At 61.2% G+C, this 15190-nt stretch carries 20 protein-coding genes and 1 tRNA gene; 11 read left to right on the forward strand and 10 right to left on the reverse strand.

What is annotated here, in order from left to right:
• Position 1 precedes the first annotated feature (1 nt).
• The 8 genes from BUC08_RS04100 to BUC08_RS04135 all read left to right on the forward strand — a co-directional run bounded on the left by BUC08_RS04100 (position 2) and on the right by BUC08_RS04135 (position 4891).
• A complete protein-coding gene (locus BUC08_RS04100; protein WP_037920322.1) occupies positions 2–358 on the forward strand; it encodes a Na+/H+ antiporter subunit C in 357 nt (118 codons plus the stop codon).
• The gene (locus BUC08_RS04105) at positions 355–1899 is read left to right on the forward strand and encodes a monovalent cation/H+ antiporter subunit D (protein WP_037920318.1); all 1545 of its coding nucleotides are present in this window, start codon (positions 355–357) and stop codon (positions 1897–1899) included. The genes BUC08_RS04100 and BUC08_RS04105 overlap by 4 nt, the downstream gene beginning before the upstream one ends.
• A gap of 1 nt (position 1900) precedes the next feature.
• A complete protein-coding gene (locus tag BUC08_RS04110) occupies positions 1901–2401 on the forward strand; it encodes a Na+/H+ antiporter subunit E (RefSeq protein ID WP_037920316.1) in 501 nt (166 codons plus the stop codon).
• Positions 2398–2685, forward strand: coding sequence for a K+/H+ antiporter subunit F (locus tag BUC08_RS04115; RefSeq protein WP_037920313.1), 288 nt, complete (start codon positions 2398–2400; stop codon positions 2683–2685). Before BUC08_RS04110 ends, BUC08_RS04115 begins: the two co-directional genes overlap by 4 nt.
• Complete coding sequence (locus BUC08_RS04120) at positions 2682–3071, forward strand: Na+/H+ antiporter subunit G (protein ID WP_037920312.1); 390 nt, start codon at positions 2682–2684, stop codon at positions 3069–3071. The genes BUC08_RS04115 and BUC08_RS04120 overlap by 4 nt, the downstream gene beginning before the upstream one ends.
• 265 nt (positions 3072–3336) lie before the next feature.
• Positions 3337–4002: a TetR/AcrR family transcriptional regulator gene (locus tag BUC08_RS04125; RefSeq protein ID WP_051693759.1), complete on the forward strand. Its 666-nt coding sequence runs from the start codon at positions 3337–3339 to the stop codon at positions 4000–4002.
• A gap of 105 nt (positions 4003–4107) precedes the next feature.
• Positions 4108–4407: a glutathione S-transferase family protein gene (locus BUC08_RS04130; protein WP_174861666.1), complete on the forward strand. Its 300-nt coding sequence runs from the start codon at positions 4108–4110 to the stop codon at positions 4405–4407.
• 52 nt (positions 4408–4459) lie between these two features.
• Entirely contained in the window at positions 4460–4891 is a 432-nt protein-coding gene (locus tag BUC08_RS04135) for a VOC family protein (protein WP_037920311.1), read from the forward strand.
• Between the two features lie 42 nt (positions 4892–4933).
• Here BUC08_RS04135 and BUC08_RS04140 read toward each other — a convergent pair.
• The 10 genes from BUC08_RS04140 to iscR all read right to left on the reverse strand — a co-directional run bounded on the left by BUC08_RS04140 (position 4934) and on the right by iscR (position 13467).
• Positions 4934–5010 (reverse strand) — tRNA-Arg (locus tag BUC08_RS04140).
• Positions 5011–5148: 138 nt separating this feature from the next.
• Entirely contained in the window at positions 5149–6369 is a 1221-nt protein-coding gene (locus tag BUC08_RS04145; protein ID WP_037920310.1) for a cysteine desulfurase, read from the reverse strand.
• Positions 6362–6958: a YIP1 family protein gene (locus BUC08_RS04150; protein ID WP_037920309.1), complete on the reverse strand. Its 597-nt coding sequence runs from the start codon at positions 6956–6958 to the stop codon at positions 6362–6364. Before BUC08_RS04150 ends, BUC08_RS04145 begins: the two co-directional genes overlap by 8 nt.
• Positions 6955–7440: a hypothetical protein gene (locus BUC08_RS04155; RefSeq protein ID WP_037920308.1), complete on the reverse strand. Its 486-nt coding sequence runs from the start codon at positions 7438–7440 to the stop codon at positions 6955–6957. Before BUC08_RS04155 ends, BUC08_RS04150 begins: the two co-directional genes overlap by 4 nt.
• Positions 7440–8723 carry a Fe-S cluster assembly protein SufD gene (gene sufD, locus BUC08_RS04160; RefSeq protein ID WP_037920307.1) on the reverse strand — a complete coding sequence of 428 codons (1284 nt, stop codon included), beginning with the start codon at positions 8721–8723 and terminating at the stop codon, positions 7440–7442. The genes BUC08_RS04155 and sufD overlap by 1 nt, the downstream gene beginning before the upstream one ends.
• Entirely contained in the window at positions 8723–9478 is a 756-nt protein-coding gene (gene sufC / locus BUC08_RS04165) for a Fe-S cluster assembly ATPase SufC (protein WP_037920305.1), read from the reverse strand. The genes sufD and sufC overlap by 1 nt, the downstream gene beginning before the upstream one ends.
• Before the next feature lie 27 nt (positions 9479–9505).
• Positions 9506–10306 carry a polysaccharide pyruvyl transferase family protein gene (locus BUC08_RS04170; RefSeq protein WP_037920301.1) on the reverse strand — a complete coding sequence of 267 codons (801 nt, stop codon included), beginning with the start codon at positions 10304–10306 and terminating at the stop codon, positions 9506–9508.
• 3 nt (positions 10307–10309) lie between these two features.
• Positions 10310–11836 carry a Fe-S cluster assembly protein SufB gene (gene sufB, locus BUC08_RS04175; RefSeq protein WP_224769751.1) on the reverse strand — a complete coding sequence of 509 codons (1527 nt, stop codon included), beginning with the start codon at positions 11834–11836 and terminating at the stop codon, positions 10310–10312.
• 31 nt (positions 11837–11867) lie between these two features.
• Complete coding sequence (locus BUC08_RS04180) at positions 11868–12938, reverse strand: cysteine desulfurase family protein (RefSeq protein ID WP_037920297.1); 1071 nt, start codon at positions 12936–12938, stop codon at positions 11868–11870.
• A 70-nt stretch (positions 12939–13008) separates the two neighbouring features.
• Positions 13009–13467, reverse strand: coding sequence for a Fe-S cluster assembly transcriptional regulator IscR (gene iscR, locus BUC08_RS04185; protein WP_037920295.1), 459 nt, complete (start codon positions 13465–13467; stop codon positions 13009–13011).
• A gap of 181 nt (positions 13468–13648) precedes the next feature.
• Between iscR and BUC08_RS04190 the strand changes: the two genes are divergently transcribed.
• From BUC08_RS04190 to BUC08_RS04200, 3 genes are read left to right on the forward strand one after another with little or no spacing between them, the layout of a single operon-like run.
• On the forward strand, positions 13649–14302 hold the full coding sequence (locus tag BUC08_RS04190; protein WP_028956628.1) for an alpha/beta hydrolase: 654 nt from the start codon (positions 13649–13651) through the stop codon (positions 14300–14302).
• On the forward strand, positions 14302–14538 hold the full coding sequence (locus tag BUC08_RS04195) for a hypothetical protein (protein WP_037920292.1): 237 nt from the start codon (positions 14302–14304) through the stop codon (positions 14536–14538). Before BUC08_RS04190 ends, BUC08_RS04195 begins: the two co-directional genes overlap by 1 nt.
• Positions 14539–14547: 9 nt before the next feature.
• Positions 14548–15165, forward strand: a complete 618-nt coding sequence (locus BUC08_RS04200; RefSeq protein ID WP_224769752.1) for an HD domain-containing protein — start codon at positions 14548–14550, stop codon at positions 15163–15165.
• Positions 15166–15190: the final 25 nt, after the last annotated feature.

Below are 15190 nucleotides of genomic sequence, written 5' to 3' on the forward strand. Positions count from 1 at the left end.
CATGGAGTTTCTTGTTGCATCCGCCATTGGCATACTCACCGCCGGAGGCATCTACCTGACTTTGCGGTTGCGGACCTTTCCCGTGATCCTGGGGGTGTCGCTGCTGACTTATGCAGTGAACGTTTTCCTGTTTGCGTCGGGCCGACTGACAGTGGGGGCGCCGCCGATCCTGCGAGACGGGGTCAGCACCTATACCGACCCGCTGCCGCAGGCCTTGGTACTGACGGCGATTGTTATTTCCTTCGGCATGACGGCCGTTGTCGTGATGATCGGCCTGGGTGCGTTTCTGGGGTCGGATGACGATCATGTCGACGACCAACCCCAAACCGATGAAGACCGTTCGGAGGATGCATCATGAACCATTGGATCGCTGCACCCATCATCCTGCCCGCCCTTGTCGCGCCTTTCATCGTGCTGGCCGCACGCTATCACATCGGCATCCAGAGGGTTCTGTCCGTGGCGGGCGTTCTTGCCCTGATCGCCATCGCCTTCGGCCTGGCGCTGCAGGCCTTTGACGGCACCATCACACTTTATCAAATGAGCGACTGGTCCGCCCCCTTTGGCATCGTGCTGGTCGCTGACCGCCTGTCGACCATGATGGTTCTGCTGACAGCTGTATTGGCGCTGTTTGTGCTGCTGTATGCCATCGGCTCGGGCTGGGACAATCGCGGCTGGCACTTTCACGCACTGTACCAGTTTCAGCTTATGGGCATCATGGGCGCGTTTCTGACGGGCGATTTGTTCAACCTGTTCGTGTTTTTTGAGGTTCTGCTGATCGCGTCCTACGGTCTGATGATCCACGCAGGCGGCAATGCGCGACTGAAAGCGGGTGTGCAATATGTGCTGTTCAACCTCATCGGCTCGACCCTGTTCCTGTTCGCCTTGGGGTCGATCTATGCCGAGACAGGCACGCTGAACATGGCCGACCTGGCAAACCGCGTGGCACAAATCGGCCCCGAGGCGACGGTGGGCATCCGGGTCGCTGCCGTGCTGCTGTTGCTGGTCTTTGCGATCAAGGCAGCGGTGGTGCCATTGCACTTTTGGCTGCCATCCAGCTATGCTGAAGCACCTGCCCCCGTGGCCGCGCTGTTCGCGATCATGACCAAGGTGGGCGCCTATGCGATCATCCGCGTCTATACGATGATCTTTTCGCCTGATCTGGCGGCGACGGCGGGATTGCATGGCTATTGGCTGATGCCCGCAGCACTGGTGTCGCTGGCCATCGGGATGACCGGCGTGCTTGCCGCCAAACATCTGGACCGGCTTGTGGCGTTTTCGGTGATCGGGTCGATGGGTATGGTGATGGTGTCGATTGCGCTGTTCACCCCCGCCGGTATCGCGGCAGCGCTGTACTATATCGTGCATTCGACGCTGGCCGGTGCCGCCCTGTTCCTGATTGTCGACCTGGTCCGCACCGGGCGAGGCAGCCTGACGCTGACGCCACAAGCTGTTCTCGCGGGCAACGCGCTGACAGCCGCGATGTTCTTTGTCGGGGCGATTGCGATGGCCGGTCTGCCGCCACTGTCAGGCTTTCTGGGCAAGCTGCTGGTGCTGAATGCCAGCTATGACAGCCCCCAGATGGTTTGGATCTGGGCGGTTGTGCTTGGCTCAAGCCTGATCAGCATCGTCGGGTTCTCGCGCGCAGGCAGCATTCTGTTCTGGAAGGCACATTCCGTCACACCCGAGGCCGAGGCCGAGGTGATGGCGCGACCTCATGCCCTGTCCTACGTGGCGGTTGGCGGGCTTGTGACGCTGCTGGTCGCGCATACCGTCTTTGCCGGGCCTGTGCACAGCTACACCACCACGATGGCCGCGCAACTGTTCGCACCACAACCATATATCTCGACGGTGGTGGACACGCCCGGCAAGTTGAGCATCCCCAAAACGGGAGACCACTGACATGACCCGCTTCTATAACTGGCTTTTGCCGCACCCGCTTTTGACGCTGTTGCTGGCGGTGGTCTGGACCCTGCTGCAAAATGACGTTTCCGCAGGAATGGTGGTGTTCGGCGTTATCCTAGGGATCATAATCCCGCGGATGACCTCGATCTGGTGGCCGGACCTGCCCAAGGGCTTTCACATCGGCAAGATGTTCAGCTATTGCCTGATTGTGATGTGGGACATTCTGGTGGCCAACATTCAGGTCGCATGGATCGTTCTTTCGGTCCCCAACGCCAAGCTCAAGCCTGCGTGGATCGCAATACCGCTGAAACTGCGCCAACCCGAGGCGATTACGCTGCTTGCAGGGACGATCACCCTGACCCCCGGGACCGTGTCCTGTGACCTGTCCTGCGAAGGCCACAGCCTGCTGGTGCATGTGCTGCACACCGATGACCCCGACGCCGTTCTGGAAGACATCAAAACCCGCTACGAACGTCGGCTGGAGGAGATTTTTGTATGATTGCTGCTGCGGATTTACTGAATTTTGCGCTGATGGTCACCTTTGTGATACTGGCCTTGGGGCAGATCCTGTCGATGGTGCGGCTGGTGATCGGCCCGACCCCGGCTGACCGCATTCTGGCGCTCGACACGATGGTTATCAACGCATTGGGGTTGGTCGTCCTGCTGGGCATCTATCAAGGTGTGCAGATTTACTTTGAGGTCGCGTTGCTGATCGCGATGCTGGGTTTTGTCTCGACCGTGGCACTTGCGCGGTTCATTTTGCGGGGGGACATCATCGAATGAGCTTCGAGATTATCGGTACATATGCAGTGGCGCTGCTCCTGCTGATCGGGGCGGGGTTTGTTATCGTCGGCGTGATCGGTCTGCTGAAGTTCAACGACCCGATGACACGCCTGCACGCCCCGACAAAGGTGGGCACAGTCGGCATCGGCGCATTGCTCTTGGCGTCGATGCTCAACTCTTTCGTGCAGGGTGAAAGATCGCTGCACGAGATGCTGATCATGGCATTTTTGTTCGTAACCGCCCCGATTTCCGCGCATTTCATTGCAAAGGTGAGCATTCACATGCGGACATGCGACACCCCGCCGCCCCCGCCGCAAGATGCGACTTGGTCGACACTGGATGTTGCGGAAGAAGACCGCGAGATCGCGCCGCAAAAGCAAGACTGATCGGCTGCAGCGCCCGGCCCCGGTTCACGGGCCCGCAGCCAGATCAAATCGCCCGTGCTTGGCCCCTGCCAAGGGCGCGAACGCTGCGAGCGGGTTTGTGGGGACACTTGGCCTGCGTCTGTCAAGGGGAAGCACCTTGACGAAAGAAGGTTTGCCAGCACTTAGAACGAAGAGAAACCTGACGAGAGACAGTGTCGATGACCGTTTCGGGACGGAAACGACTTCCGCTTGATATAAATACCAACCGGTCGGTATTTATACACCCATGCCAAGACAGACCAAACAAAATCCTGAACGCGGCGATGCCCGCACAAGGCTGCTCGAGGCCGCACGAGACGTGATCCGATCCCAAGGATTTGCCGCAACCACAATCGACGACCTGTGCAAGACGGCCGGTGTCACAAAGGGCGCGTTCTTTCACCACTTCGAGAACAAGGAAACGTTGGGCGTCGCCGCCGCTGCCTATTGGGCCGAGACAACCTCGGCCTTCTTCGCCGAAGCGCTCTATCACGACCACGACGATCCGCTCGACCGGCTGCTGCGCTATGTCGCCTTCCGCAAAGAGATCATCGACGGCGATCTCGCCGCATTCACCTGCCTTGTCGGCACGATGACGCAAGAGGTCTATCTTTCGCATCCGGCGATCCGCGATGCCTGTGCCGCGAGTATCTTCGGCCATACCGCCACGCTGGAACCGGACATCGAAGCTGCGCTGAAATCTCATGAGATTGCGGCAGACTGGACACCGGCGAGCCTTGCCGCCCACACCCAGGCCGTGCTGCAGGGCGCGTTCATCCTGGCCAAGGCGACTGGCGACCGCACCAGCGCACACGACAGCGTCGATCATCTGCTACGCTACCTGCAGCTGCTGTTCGGGAGAACACTGGGGCGCAATGGGCCGAGGGCCTGGGGAGGACATTCACATGGCTGAGACTGCAAAACGTGAAACGAAAGTGAGTTCCGGCGTTTCCACCTGACAGTTTCGCCGGACGCCTGGCGCAGCACGATTGAGCCTTCAGTCATCCAGCGTGAGGATGTGCTCTACCTCGAACGAGATGAGATCTGGTTCGAACAGCGCCTAGCACCTGTCGAGACGCGCAGTCGCGGCAAGCTGACCGACCTGTCCCTCCGCCTTGGCGATGCCGATTGGCTCGATGGCGACTTAAGTGCCGGCGACCTGATGACGGTGGACGTGCTGCGCCGGTTGGGCGGCTCGGGATTGCTGGAAGACGTCCCTAATCTCTCCGCCTATGTCGCCCACGCCGAAGCACGACCTGCATTCATGCGGGCTTATGGCGCACAACGCGACTTTTTCAATAGCAGCGCTGCCGGTTGAGTGATGCCGGACAATTACAACAACACGTCAGGATCAAGGGAGGACCCAAAACATGGAACCTGAAATCTATCTCTTCTTCAAAGGAAACTGCCTGGAGGCGATGCGCCATTATGCAAAGGTGCTTGGCGGTGAAATCACCGGTGTTTTCCGCAACGCCGATGCCCCGACCCCGGAAAGCCGGATGCCCGGTGGCGACGACATGGTGATGAACATGGCCATGAAGCTGGGCAACGCCCTGGTCCTGGCCTCGGATAACTCCGAAGACATGTACGACAAGCCGCAGGGCTTCCGCGTCTCGATCTCGCCAAAGTCGCTGGCGGAATTCGACCGCATCTACGACGCGCTTGCCAAGGATGCGGAGCGCATCGAAATGGAACCCGACGAAACCTTCTGGGCCGAGCGCTTTGCCATGTTCACCGACAAATACGGCACGCCCTGGATGCTGATGTTTGCCGGCAGCAAAGCGCAGGGATCATCGTCCTGACGCATCGAGCGCAGGAGAAATCAGTTTTTGAGAAGGAGAAGGTGGCGGACCATAGAGGATTCGAACCTCTGGCCTCTGCCTTCGGAGGGCAGCGCTCTATCCAGCTGAGCTAATGGTCCACTAGGGGGCGGTATAGCTTTGAGGGTGCGGGGCTGCAATTGTTAAATCGCCCCGATGGTGCAGTTGTTGTGCACGGACGCAAAGCAAGACCTCCCCCGCCTGCCCCCCGGGATCGTTAGAGCCAAAAGACAACAGCCTCAGGCAAAAAGATCGTGGGCCAGTTCAAGCGCATCGACCAGCGCGTCGACCTCTTGCGTGGTGTTGTACATGCCAAAGGATGCGCGGCACGTGGCGGTCAGGCCAAGGTGCTCCATCAGCGGTCCTGCGCAATGGTGGCCTGCGCGCACGGCGACGCCCTTTTTGTCCAGAATCGTCGACACATCATGGGCATGGGCTGCGCCGTCCAGCGTAAAGCTGAAGATCGCGCCCTTGTCCGGGGTGGTGCCCTGCACCTGCAACCAGTTCAGACCGCCAAGACGCTGCACCGCGTAATCGCGCAAGCTCGCCTCGTGGTCGGCAATCGCCTGCATTCCATGGCCCATCATATAGTCCAGCGCAACGCCAAGGCCGATCATCTGCACGATGCCCGGCGTGCCCGCCTCGAACTTCATCGGCGGGTCGTTATAGGTCACCGTGTCCTTGGTCACCTCGCGGATCATGTCGCCGCCGCCCATGAAAGGCTGCATTTCCCGCATCCGGTCGGGGTGCACATAGATCGCGCCCGAGCTGGAGGGACCATACAGCTTGTGGCCGGTGATGGCGTAGAAATCGACGCCCAGGTCCTGCACGTCCACCGGCATGTGTACGGCGGCCTGGCTGCCGTCAACCAGCACTGGCACGCCCTTGGCATGGGCACCGGCGCAGATCGCTTTCACGTCCACATGGGTGCCCAGAACGTTGGACATATGGGTGACCGCGACCAGTTTTGTCTTGGGGCCAATGGCGTCAATCACCGCCTGCGGGTCCAGCGCACCGGTGCTGTCCACGTCAACCCATTTCAGCACCACGCCCTGCCGTTCGCGCAAAAAGTGCCAGGGCACGATATTGGCATGATGCTCCATGACGCTCAGCACGATCTCGTCGCCGGCCTGCAGGCGCGGCATGGCCCAGCCGTAGGCGACCATGTTGATCCCCTCGGTGGTGCCCGAGTTGAAGATGATGTCATCTTCGGAGCCTGCATTCAGGAACCGCGCGATGGTGCCGCGCACCGCCTCGTATTTGTCGGTGGCAAGGTTCGACAGGTAATGCAGCCCGCGGTGCACGTTGGCATATTCGTGGGAATAGGCCTGGGTGATCGCGTCGATCACCACCTGCGGCTTTTGCGCCGACGCACCGTTGTCGAGATAAACCAGCGGCTTGCCGTTCACCTCGCGCGACAGGATCGGGAAATCGGCCCGTATTTTTGCAACATCATACATTGGCATCCAGCCCCCAAACGCCCAGCCCCGTCACGGCCAGCAATACAATTATCCCGAAGACAAGACCGATCATCAGGGCGACCATCAGCCCAAAGGCCTTCCAGGCGGACGAAAAGGACAGGGCCTGTGCAACGAAATTGGCCATGACCCACAGTCCGATGAACATGGCCGCCATTGCGAACATGCCCGCCAATGCAGGCGAGATCAGCGCAATCACGACCACCACTGCCTGTGCCGCCGCACGCAGGGCCTGCAACCACGTCACCACGATTGCGACGTCTTCCAGTTCACCTTGCCCGCCGACAGCCCGACCGGCCCACAGCAGCGCGTGAACCGTCACCACCATTCCGCCCGCCAGCAGGATGAACAGCATCAGCGGGTTCATCATGATCGACGGCAACGGCACCGGCGACGGGAACAACAGCTCGGACACACCGGCAAGAATCGCATTACAGCAACTGACCAGCGCCAGCGCCGTCCAGATCACGCCACGGGGCAATTGCCAGTTGATCAACTGTGCTGCCGCCGCGCGCGGGTTGCGCAAGGTCAGCACCGCCAGCCCGCCCCAATCGGTATTTCCCAAGGTCATGCCTGTGCCCTTTCCTGAGCAAGCGAACCGCCGATCCAGAACCAGCCGAACACCGTCAGCCAGACAACGCCCACAGACGTTAGCGCGGGGCCGGCACCGATAAAGCCCGCGACCAGGCCGTGCAGCAGGATCAGCGGGCTGGAGGCCAGAACCGCCCAGAACAGCGCCAGCCGCGCGCCATATCCGGTGCCGCGCCCGCCCAGCACGCGCCCCAGAAGCCGCGCGAAAAAGGCCAGCACATAGAGCACCAGCGGCATGATAAAGATCCACGCCAGCAGCGTGCCCCCCATCAGCATCTGGAAATCCTGCCCCGTCAGATGCGCCTCGCGCGACAGACGCGGCAGTTGTGCGACGAAGACGATCAGACAGCCCGCCATCACATAGACCAGCGCACGATCCTCACGTGGCCCCTGCGCCAGCAGCCTGCGGATCACCGCGGCCGGCCCCCGGTAGGAGGCCACGATGTCGGTTGTGACAGCCATCAGCTGCGGTGACGCTCTAGCCAGCCCGACATGCGGGTTTCGATGTCGGCGCGCAGGTCCTCGTTCTCGATCTCCTGCACAGCTTCGGCAAGAAATGCCAAGGTCAGCAGGTTGGTGGCGGCCTCTTCCGGCACGCCGCGCGAACGCAGGTAGAACAGCGCCTCTTCGTCGATCGCGCCCGAGGTCGAGCCATGCGAACAGGCCACATCGTCGGCGTAGATCTCAAGCTCGGGCTTGGCCAGAAACTGGCTGTCACCGTCCAGCAACAGAGATTGGCTGATCTGATAACCGTCGGTTTTCTGTGCACCCGCCTTGACCAGGATCTTGCCCTGGAACACGCCTGTGGCGCCGTTGCGCAGCACCTTCTTGAACACTTGGCGGCTTTCGCAGTTCACCGCGTCATGGGTCACGAACACCGTGTCGTCATGGTGGAAATCACCGTCCCCCACACAGGCACCGGCCACATGGGCCACCGCGTCGTCGCCGGTCAGTTCCAGCACGCATTCATTGCGGGTCAGCTTGCCATTGGCCGTCAGGGTGAAGGATTTGAACGTGCTTTCCGTGCCCAGACGTCCGAACACATGGGTCGCGGCCAGCCGTTGATGATCCCGCCCCTGGGTGCGGACGTGGTGAAAGGCGGCATTGTCGGCCACGTCCACTTCCATCACCGTGCCCAGACGCGCCGCCGCCGGACCGCTTTCCAGCAGGGTCAGCGATGCGCCCTGCTCCAGCTTGACCACGTGGTGCAGCATCACATCGGCGTCGTCGCTTGTGCGATTGTAGATCACGTTCACCGGCTTGGACGGGTTGCCCGTCACGCGGATCAGCAAACCGTCAGTGGCAAAGGCCGTGACCAGCGCCGCAAGAGGCCGCGCCACGGGCGTTTGCCCAGCGGTTTCCAGCGTGCCGTGCAGCGATTGGGCCCAGTGGATGTCAGCGGAAGTATCGGCCAGACGGCTGATCTCGATCCCCTCCAGCGCCAGGTCGTCCGAGGCATCGGCGTCGAACACGCCATCCACGAACACTGCACGCAGGCACGGTTGGCCGTCCATCAACGGTGCGTCGTCGTTGTCAAAGACCTCGGCCACGGGGGCAGACACCTGCACCAGCGCATCGGGGCGGGTGAATTTCCAATACTCGTCCCGACGACCCGGCATGCCCATCGCCCGCAGGCGCGTCAGCGCGTCGGCACGCGATGCCGCGGACCAGCCGTCTTGCGGCAGGTCCAGCGTGTCGATCCGCGCCTCGGTCTCGGCCGTGTTGATCTGTTTCTTGACCGCCATTACACCACCTCGGACAGGATATCTGCGTAGCCGTTGTTCTCGACTTCCAGTGCCAGCTCGGGGCCGCCGGTCTTGATGATGCGGCCATCGGCCATGATGTGCACCACGTCGGGTTTGATGTGGTCCAGCAGACGCTGGTAGTGGGTGATCACAAGGAACCCGCGCCCTTCATCACGCAGCGCGTTCACACCTTCGGAAACCAGCTTCATCGCGTCAACGTCCAGACCGGAATCCGTTTCGTCCAGGATGCACATCTTGGGCTCAAGCATCGCCATCTGCAGGATTTCGTTGCGCTTTTTCTCGCCGCCCGAGAAACCGACGTTGACGGGGCGTTTCAGCATGTCGGCGTCGATCTTCAGGGTTTTTGCCTTTTCGCGGATCACTTTCAGGAACTCGGCGGCGCTCATTTCCACTTCGCCGCGTGCCTTGCGCTGTGCGTTCACAGCGGTGCGCAGGAAGGTCATGTTGCCCACACCGGGGATTTCGACGGGGTATTGGAACGCCAGAAACAGACCGGCGGCGGCGCGTTCTTCGGGTTCGATGTCCAGCAGGTCAACGTCACCCAGATGCGCGGTGCCTTCGGTCACTTCGTACCCCGGACGACCCGCCAGAACATAGGACAGCGTGGATTTGCCCGAGCCGTTGGGGCCCATGATCGCGTGCACTTTGCCCGGTTCGACCTCAAGGTTCACACCCTTCAGGATCTGCTTGTCTTCTTCTTCAAGTTGCACGTGCAAGTTATTGATTTTCAACATATAAGTCTCTTTCTTCATCTCCGGGCGTCAGGCTGACGCCATATGCGGTGCGGCACGCAACGGTGCCGGGAATGTGGTTTTCAGGGCGGCGCGGGCGCGCTTGATACCATGCGCATAGGCCTGCGGTGGCTGGGCAGAAGCGCGGTCGAAGTCAGCAATATCACCCATGGCGACGGGCGCAATCAGGCTGCGGCCCACGCCGGCGGCGTAGTCGTGGTATTTCAGATGGCCTTGCCCTGTGGGCGTCACCCACGTGTTCGGAACGCCATAGGCATCGGCCACGATCAGCCCATGCAGCGAAGACGCGAACACATGCGCACAGGATGCAATCTGGCGGCAGACCTCGGCGGCGTCGCCACGCGGGTCGATCAGCAGATAGCCCAGATCGGCAGCCAACGCGGCCGCCGCGTCCACAAGCGTGTGATGCGGCACGATCCCGATGCGGTCGCTGCGTTCGGGTACATCTGTGACCACCTCGGAAATCAGCAGACCGGGGTCGCCAAAGCTGTCGGTCTCGATCTGCAACAGCGCCGCCGAAATCGGTCCGCGTACCGCCGCGATCTGAACATGCGGCAGGAAATCGCGATTCACAGGCGCCAGCATTCCGCTGCCCCAGATCCACGGCTTCACGCCGTCGGCCCGCGCGTCTTGATGCGCACGCCGTGCCACTTGGATGATCGAACCGATGGCGAACAAGTCAGCCTTGCCCGCACCCGCATGGGTCACGGGGCGGCCCGACACATGGGCCACCACCATGGCAGAGATCGCGTCACCGAAATTCGGCACCGCCTTCCACCAATGCAAGGCTATGGGATCACCCGCCGTCATGAATCAGCCCACCGACCCTTCCAGCGAAATCGCGACAAGCGCCTGGGCTTCCATCGCAAATTCCATCGGCAGCGCCTGCAACACGTCCTTGCAGAAGCCGTTGACGACCAGCGCCACAGCCTCTTCCTCGTCCATCCCGCGCGACCGGCAATAGAACAACTGATCGTCGTCCACCTTGGAGGTTGTCGCCTCGTGCTCGACGCGGCTCGAGTTGTTCTTGACCTCGATGTAGGGCACCGTGTGCGCCCCGCATTTGTCACCGATCAGCAGGCTGTCACACTGGGTATAGTTGCGCGATTCCTTGGCCTTTGGGTGCATCGACACAAGCCCGCGATAGGTGTTCTGCGCCTTGCCCGCGCTGATCCCCTTGGACACGATCCGCGACTTGGTCCGCTTGCCCAGATGGACCATCTTGGTGCCGGTGTCGGCCTGCTGCATGTTGTTGGCGATGGCGATGGAATAAAACTCGCCCTGTGAATCGTCCCCGCGCAGAATGCACGACGGGTATTTCCACGTCACGGCAGATCCGGTTTCCACCTGGGTCCACATCACCTTGGCCCGGTCGCCCCGGCAATCGGCGCGTTTGGTCACAAAGTTATAGATGCCGCCCTTGCCGTTCTCGTCACCGGGATACCAGTTCTGAACGGTCGAATATTTCACTTCGGCGTCTTCTTCGATGATGATCTCGACCACGGCGGCGTGCAGTTGCGCGATGTCGCGTGCGGGTGCGGTACACCCTTCCAGATAGGACACATAGCTGCCCTTGTCGGCGATGATCAGCGTGCGTTCAAACTGGCCGGTGTTTTCCGCGTTGATGCGGAAATAGGTCGACAGCTCCATCGGGCAGCGCACGCCCGGCGGCACGTAAACGAACGAGCCGTCCGAGAACACGGCAGAGTTCAGCGTGGCATAAAAGTTGTCGCTGACAGGGACGACCGAGCCCAGATATTTCTTCACCAGATCGGGATATTCGCGGATCGCTTCCGAGATCGAGCAGAAGATCACACCGGCCTTTTTCAACTCGGCCTGGAACGTCGTGCCGACGGATACGGAATCAAAAACCGCATCCACAGCCACCTTGCGCCCTTCGGCGGGGGCGTTTTCCGCGCCCTCGACGCCGGCCAGGATCATCTGTTCCTTCAGCGGAATGCCCAGCTTTGCATAGGTTTCCAGCAGCTTGGGGTCGACCTCGTCCAGCGACTTGGGCTTCACGGCCATGCTTTTGGGGCGGGCATAGTAGTACTGGTCCTGAAAGTCGATTTCGGGATAGTCGACCATCGCCCAGTCAGGCTCTTCCTTGGTCAGCCAGCGCTCATAGGCCTCCAGCCGCCATTCGGTCATCCACGCCGGTTCTTCGTTCTTCTCGGAAATCAGCTTTACGATGTCCGGTGTCAGCCCCTTGGGCGCATAGTCCATCTCGATGTCGGTGTTCCAGCCGTGCTTGTAAGCACCGCCCACCTCGCGGACCGCGTCAACGGTCTCCTGGTCGACACCCTCTTTAACGCCGTCATTTTCCAATACTTTGTCCAAACCAGACTTCCTTCTATTAAGGCGCCACGCATCAAGCGGCGCGCGCCTCGTGTTTTCTCAGCTTGCCGGTCCATGCATCAATGAACCGCAGCACATCATCCTCTGTCGTCTCCAGCCCCAGCGACACGCGCAGCGCACTGGCAGCATCGGCGGGCACAAATCCCATCGCGGTCAGCACCCGGCTGGCGCGCACCTTGCCGCTGGAACAGGCAGACCCTGCAGACACCGCAAACCCTGCAAGGTCCATCTGCATCACTTGCGTCTCGCCCTTCCATCCGGGGGTGACGAAACAGCTGGTGTTGGGCAGCCTGTGGGGCACAGACAGCGATTCTGCGCCGCCCCTATCTTTCCCGACAAAAATAGTCTTCTTTGACGCAGCCTCAAGACCGTTTTCTAGAATATTTCTAAGTTCCGCAACCCGGTCCCAGCGGCCCTCTGCCACATCGCGCACAGCCGCCTTGGCTGCGGCGGCAAAACCCACCATGCCGATGATGTTTTCCGTGCCTGACCGACGGCCCATTTCCTGCCCGCCGCCCTTGATCTGCGCGGGCACTTCCTGCCCCCGCCGCAAGACCAGCGCGCCGATGCCCTTTGGCCCACCCAGCTTGTGCGCCGACACCAAGGCCATGCGCGCACCCGAGGCCATGAAATCCAGCGGCATCTTGCCAAAGACCTGTGTCATGTCGCACACAGCGATCCCGGCGGGCACATTCTGGATCACACCGGTTTCGGAATTTGCCAGTTGCAACACCGACGCACCCGCATCTTCGACGGTTACGCGCCCTTGCGCATCCACCGCCAGTGCATCGCGCACCCAGGCACCGACCGCATCGTGTTCCACCGCAGCACCCGCCAGATCACGCCCCGCACAGGCCAGCCCCGCCGCCTCGGTCGCGCCCGAGGTGAAAACGATATCCGCCTCGACCGCCCCCAGCGCCTCGGCCACATCCGCGCGCGCACGCTCCATCAGCGACTTGGCCGCGCGCCCTTCGGCGTGGACGCTGGAGGGATTGCCCACAACGTCCATCGCCGCGATCATCGCCGCGCGCGCCTCGGCCCGCAAAGGGCTGGTTGCATTGTGATCCAGATAGACCCGCATCATACTTTCTCTGGTTAAATACCTCCCGTAGGGCTCCCACGGGAACAGGGGCCGCGCCCCCATAACTTCGACCTTATTCGTCCACCAGCGCAAACAGGTTCGGCACTGCCGGACAGGGGGCCAGTTCGTTGTCGATCACATCTGACAGCCGCGTCTGATGCAGGAACACGTAGACATGCGCGCTCAACCCCTCCCACAGGCGGTTGTTCAGCGACTGCGCCCGACTGCCCGACGTGCCACCCGACACCCCTGCCCCCTTGTGCATCGCGTCGACCTTTTCATCGACGGCCTCCAGCACATCGACGACACGGATTTCGGACGCAGGCCGCGCAAGCCGATAGCCGCCCCCCGGACCGCGCACCGACATCACCAGCTTGGCGCGGCGCAGTTTGACAAAGAGCTGTTCCAGATAGGGCAACGACACCGACTGGCGGGTCGCAATATCCCCAAGGCTGACCAAAGTCCCCTCGGGCTGCAACGCAATGTCGGACAGCGCCACCATCGCGTAGCGTCCTTTTGTCGACAGCTTCATTCTTTGCCTCCTCAAAGTCCGCTGAACGCAGTGACAGATTGACCTCTGCGCGCCAAGGGCCTACATCAATTCGAACCGCAAGGGACAGAGCTGTCCGTTGCTTCATTTAGAACCGTTCTAAGGTAACTGAGCGATTTCGTCAAGAAATCCGGTCCTTGAAACGCCAAATCACAGGATGCCCATGCCCGAGGTCATTTTTCCCGGACCCGAAGGCCGCCTCGAAGGCCGCTATCACCCGCAAAAAGAACGTGACGCCCCGATTGCAATCGTTCTGCATCCCCACCCCCAGTTCGGCGGCACGATGAATCACAAGGTGGTTCACCGTATGCACTATGCGTTCTACAATATGGGTTTCACCGTTCTGCGGTTCAACTTCCGTGGCGTGGGCCGCAGCCAGGGTGAATACGATCAGGGCATCGGCGAATTGTCGGATGCCGCCTCGGCGCTCGATTACCTGCAGTCGATGAACAACAACTCGAAGCATTGCTGGGTCGCGGGCTTTTCCTTCGGCGCGTGGATCGGGATGCAGCTGCTGATGCGCCGCCCCGAGATCACCGGCTTTATCTCGGTCTCACCGCCTGCGAACATGTACGACTTTTCGTTCCTGGCGCCCTGCCCGGCATCGGGTCTGGTGATCAACGGCACCGCCGACCGCGTGGCCCCGCCCGCCGACACAACGGCGCTGGTGAACAAGCTGCACGAGCAAAAGGGCATCACCATCACCCACACCGAGGTCGAAGGCGCCGGCCACTTCTTTGAAGAGCCGCACCTTGACACCCTGATCGGCGCCACAACCGATTATGTGAAACGCCGCCTGACGGAAAACAGCCGCTGATGACCGATCCTTCGGTTCAGGAGATGGCCAACAAACTGGCCGAAGAATGCATCGCCGTTCAACGCAAGATCGGCGATGACCGGCTGTTCATGAAGCTGGGCGAGGTTCTGGGCGCATCGTCGCAAACGCTGGAAGAGGCGTTTCTGACGGCGGTGCGCACCCGGCTGGCCGAACAACAGGGCCGCGCGTTTCTGGTCAAGAAACTCAAAGAGTTCCAAAGCCAAACTGACGTATAGGCCAGACCGATGACTGCACCTGCGCCCGCGATGGATCTGACCACCGACCAACGGGACCGGCTTGACCAGCAGATGAGCTTCCTGCGCGAGGCGGACAAGCTCAAGGGCGTGCTGCGTGCATCCAAATTGCTCGACAATTCCCGGCGCGAAAACTCGGCGGAACACTCGTGGCACATCATGCTGTATGCCACCGTTCTGGGAGAACATGCCGGGCCTGATGTCGACGTATCTCGCGTGCTGCGGATGCTGTTGATCCACGACATTGTCGAGATCGACGCAGGCGACGCGCCCATTCACGGCCATGTCGATCACGAAGCGATGGCGCTGAAAGAAGCCGCCGCCGCCTACCGGCTGTTCAACCTGCTGCCCCCCGACCAGGCCCGCGATTTCCGCGCGCTGTGGGACGAGTTCGAAGCCGCACAAAGCCCGGACGCCCAATTCGCCAAGGCCATCGACCGCACCCAGACGCCCGTGGGCAACCTGTACAGCGGTGGCGGCTCTTGGATCGAATACAACGTGACGATGGATCAGCTGGATGCCCGCGTCGGCACCCCCATCAACCGTGGCGCACCGGTCCTGTGGGCGTGGCTGCGCCCGCTGCTGGCTGGTTTTTTCGCAAAACGCTGATTTTCTTTCAGCGCCTCTGAAACTT

It is taken from the genome of Pseudosulfitobacter pseudonitzschiae (genome assembly GCF_900129395.1).
In the GTDB taxonomy this organism is placed as follows: domain Bacteria; phylum Pseudomonadota; class Alphaproteobacteria; order Rhodobacterales; family Rhodobacteraceae; genus Pseudosulfitobacter; species Pseudosulfitobacter pseudonitzschiae.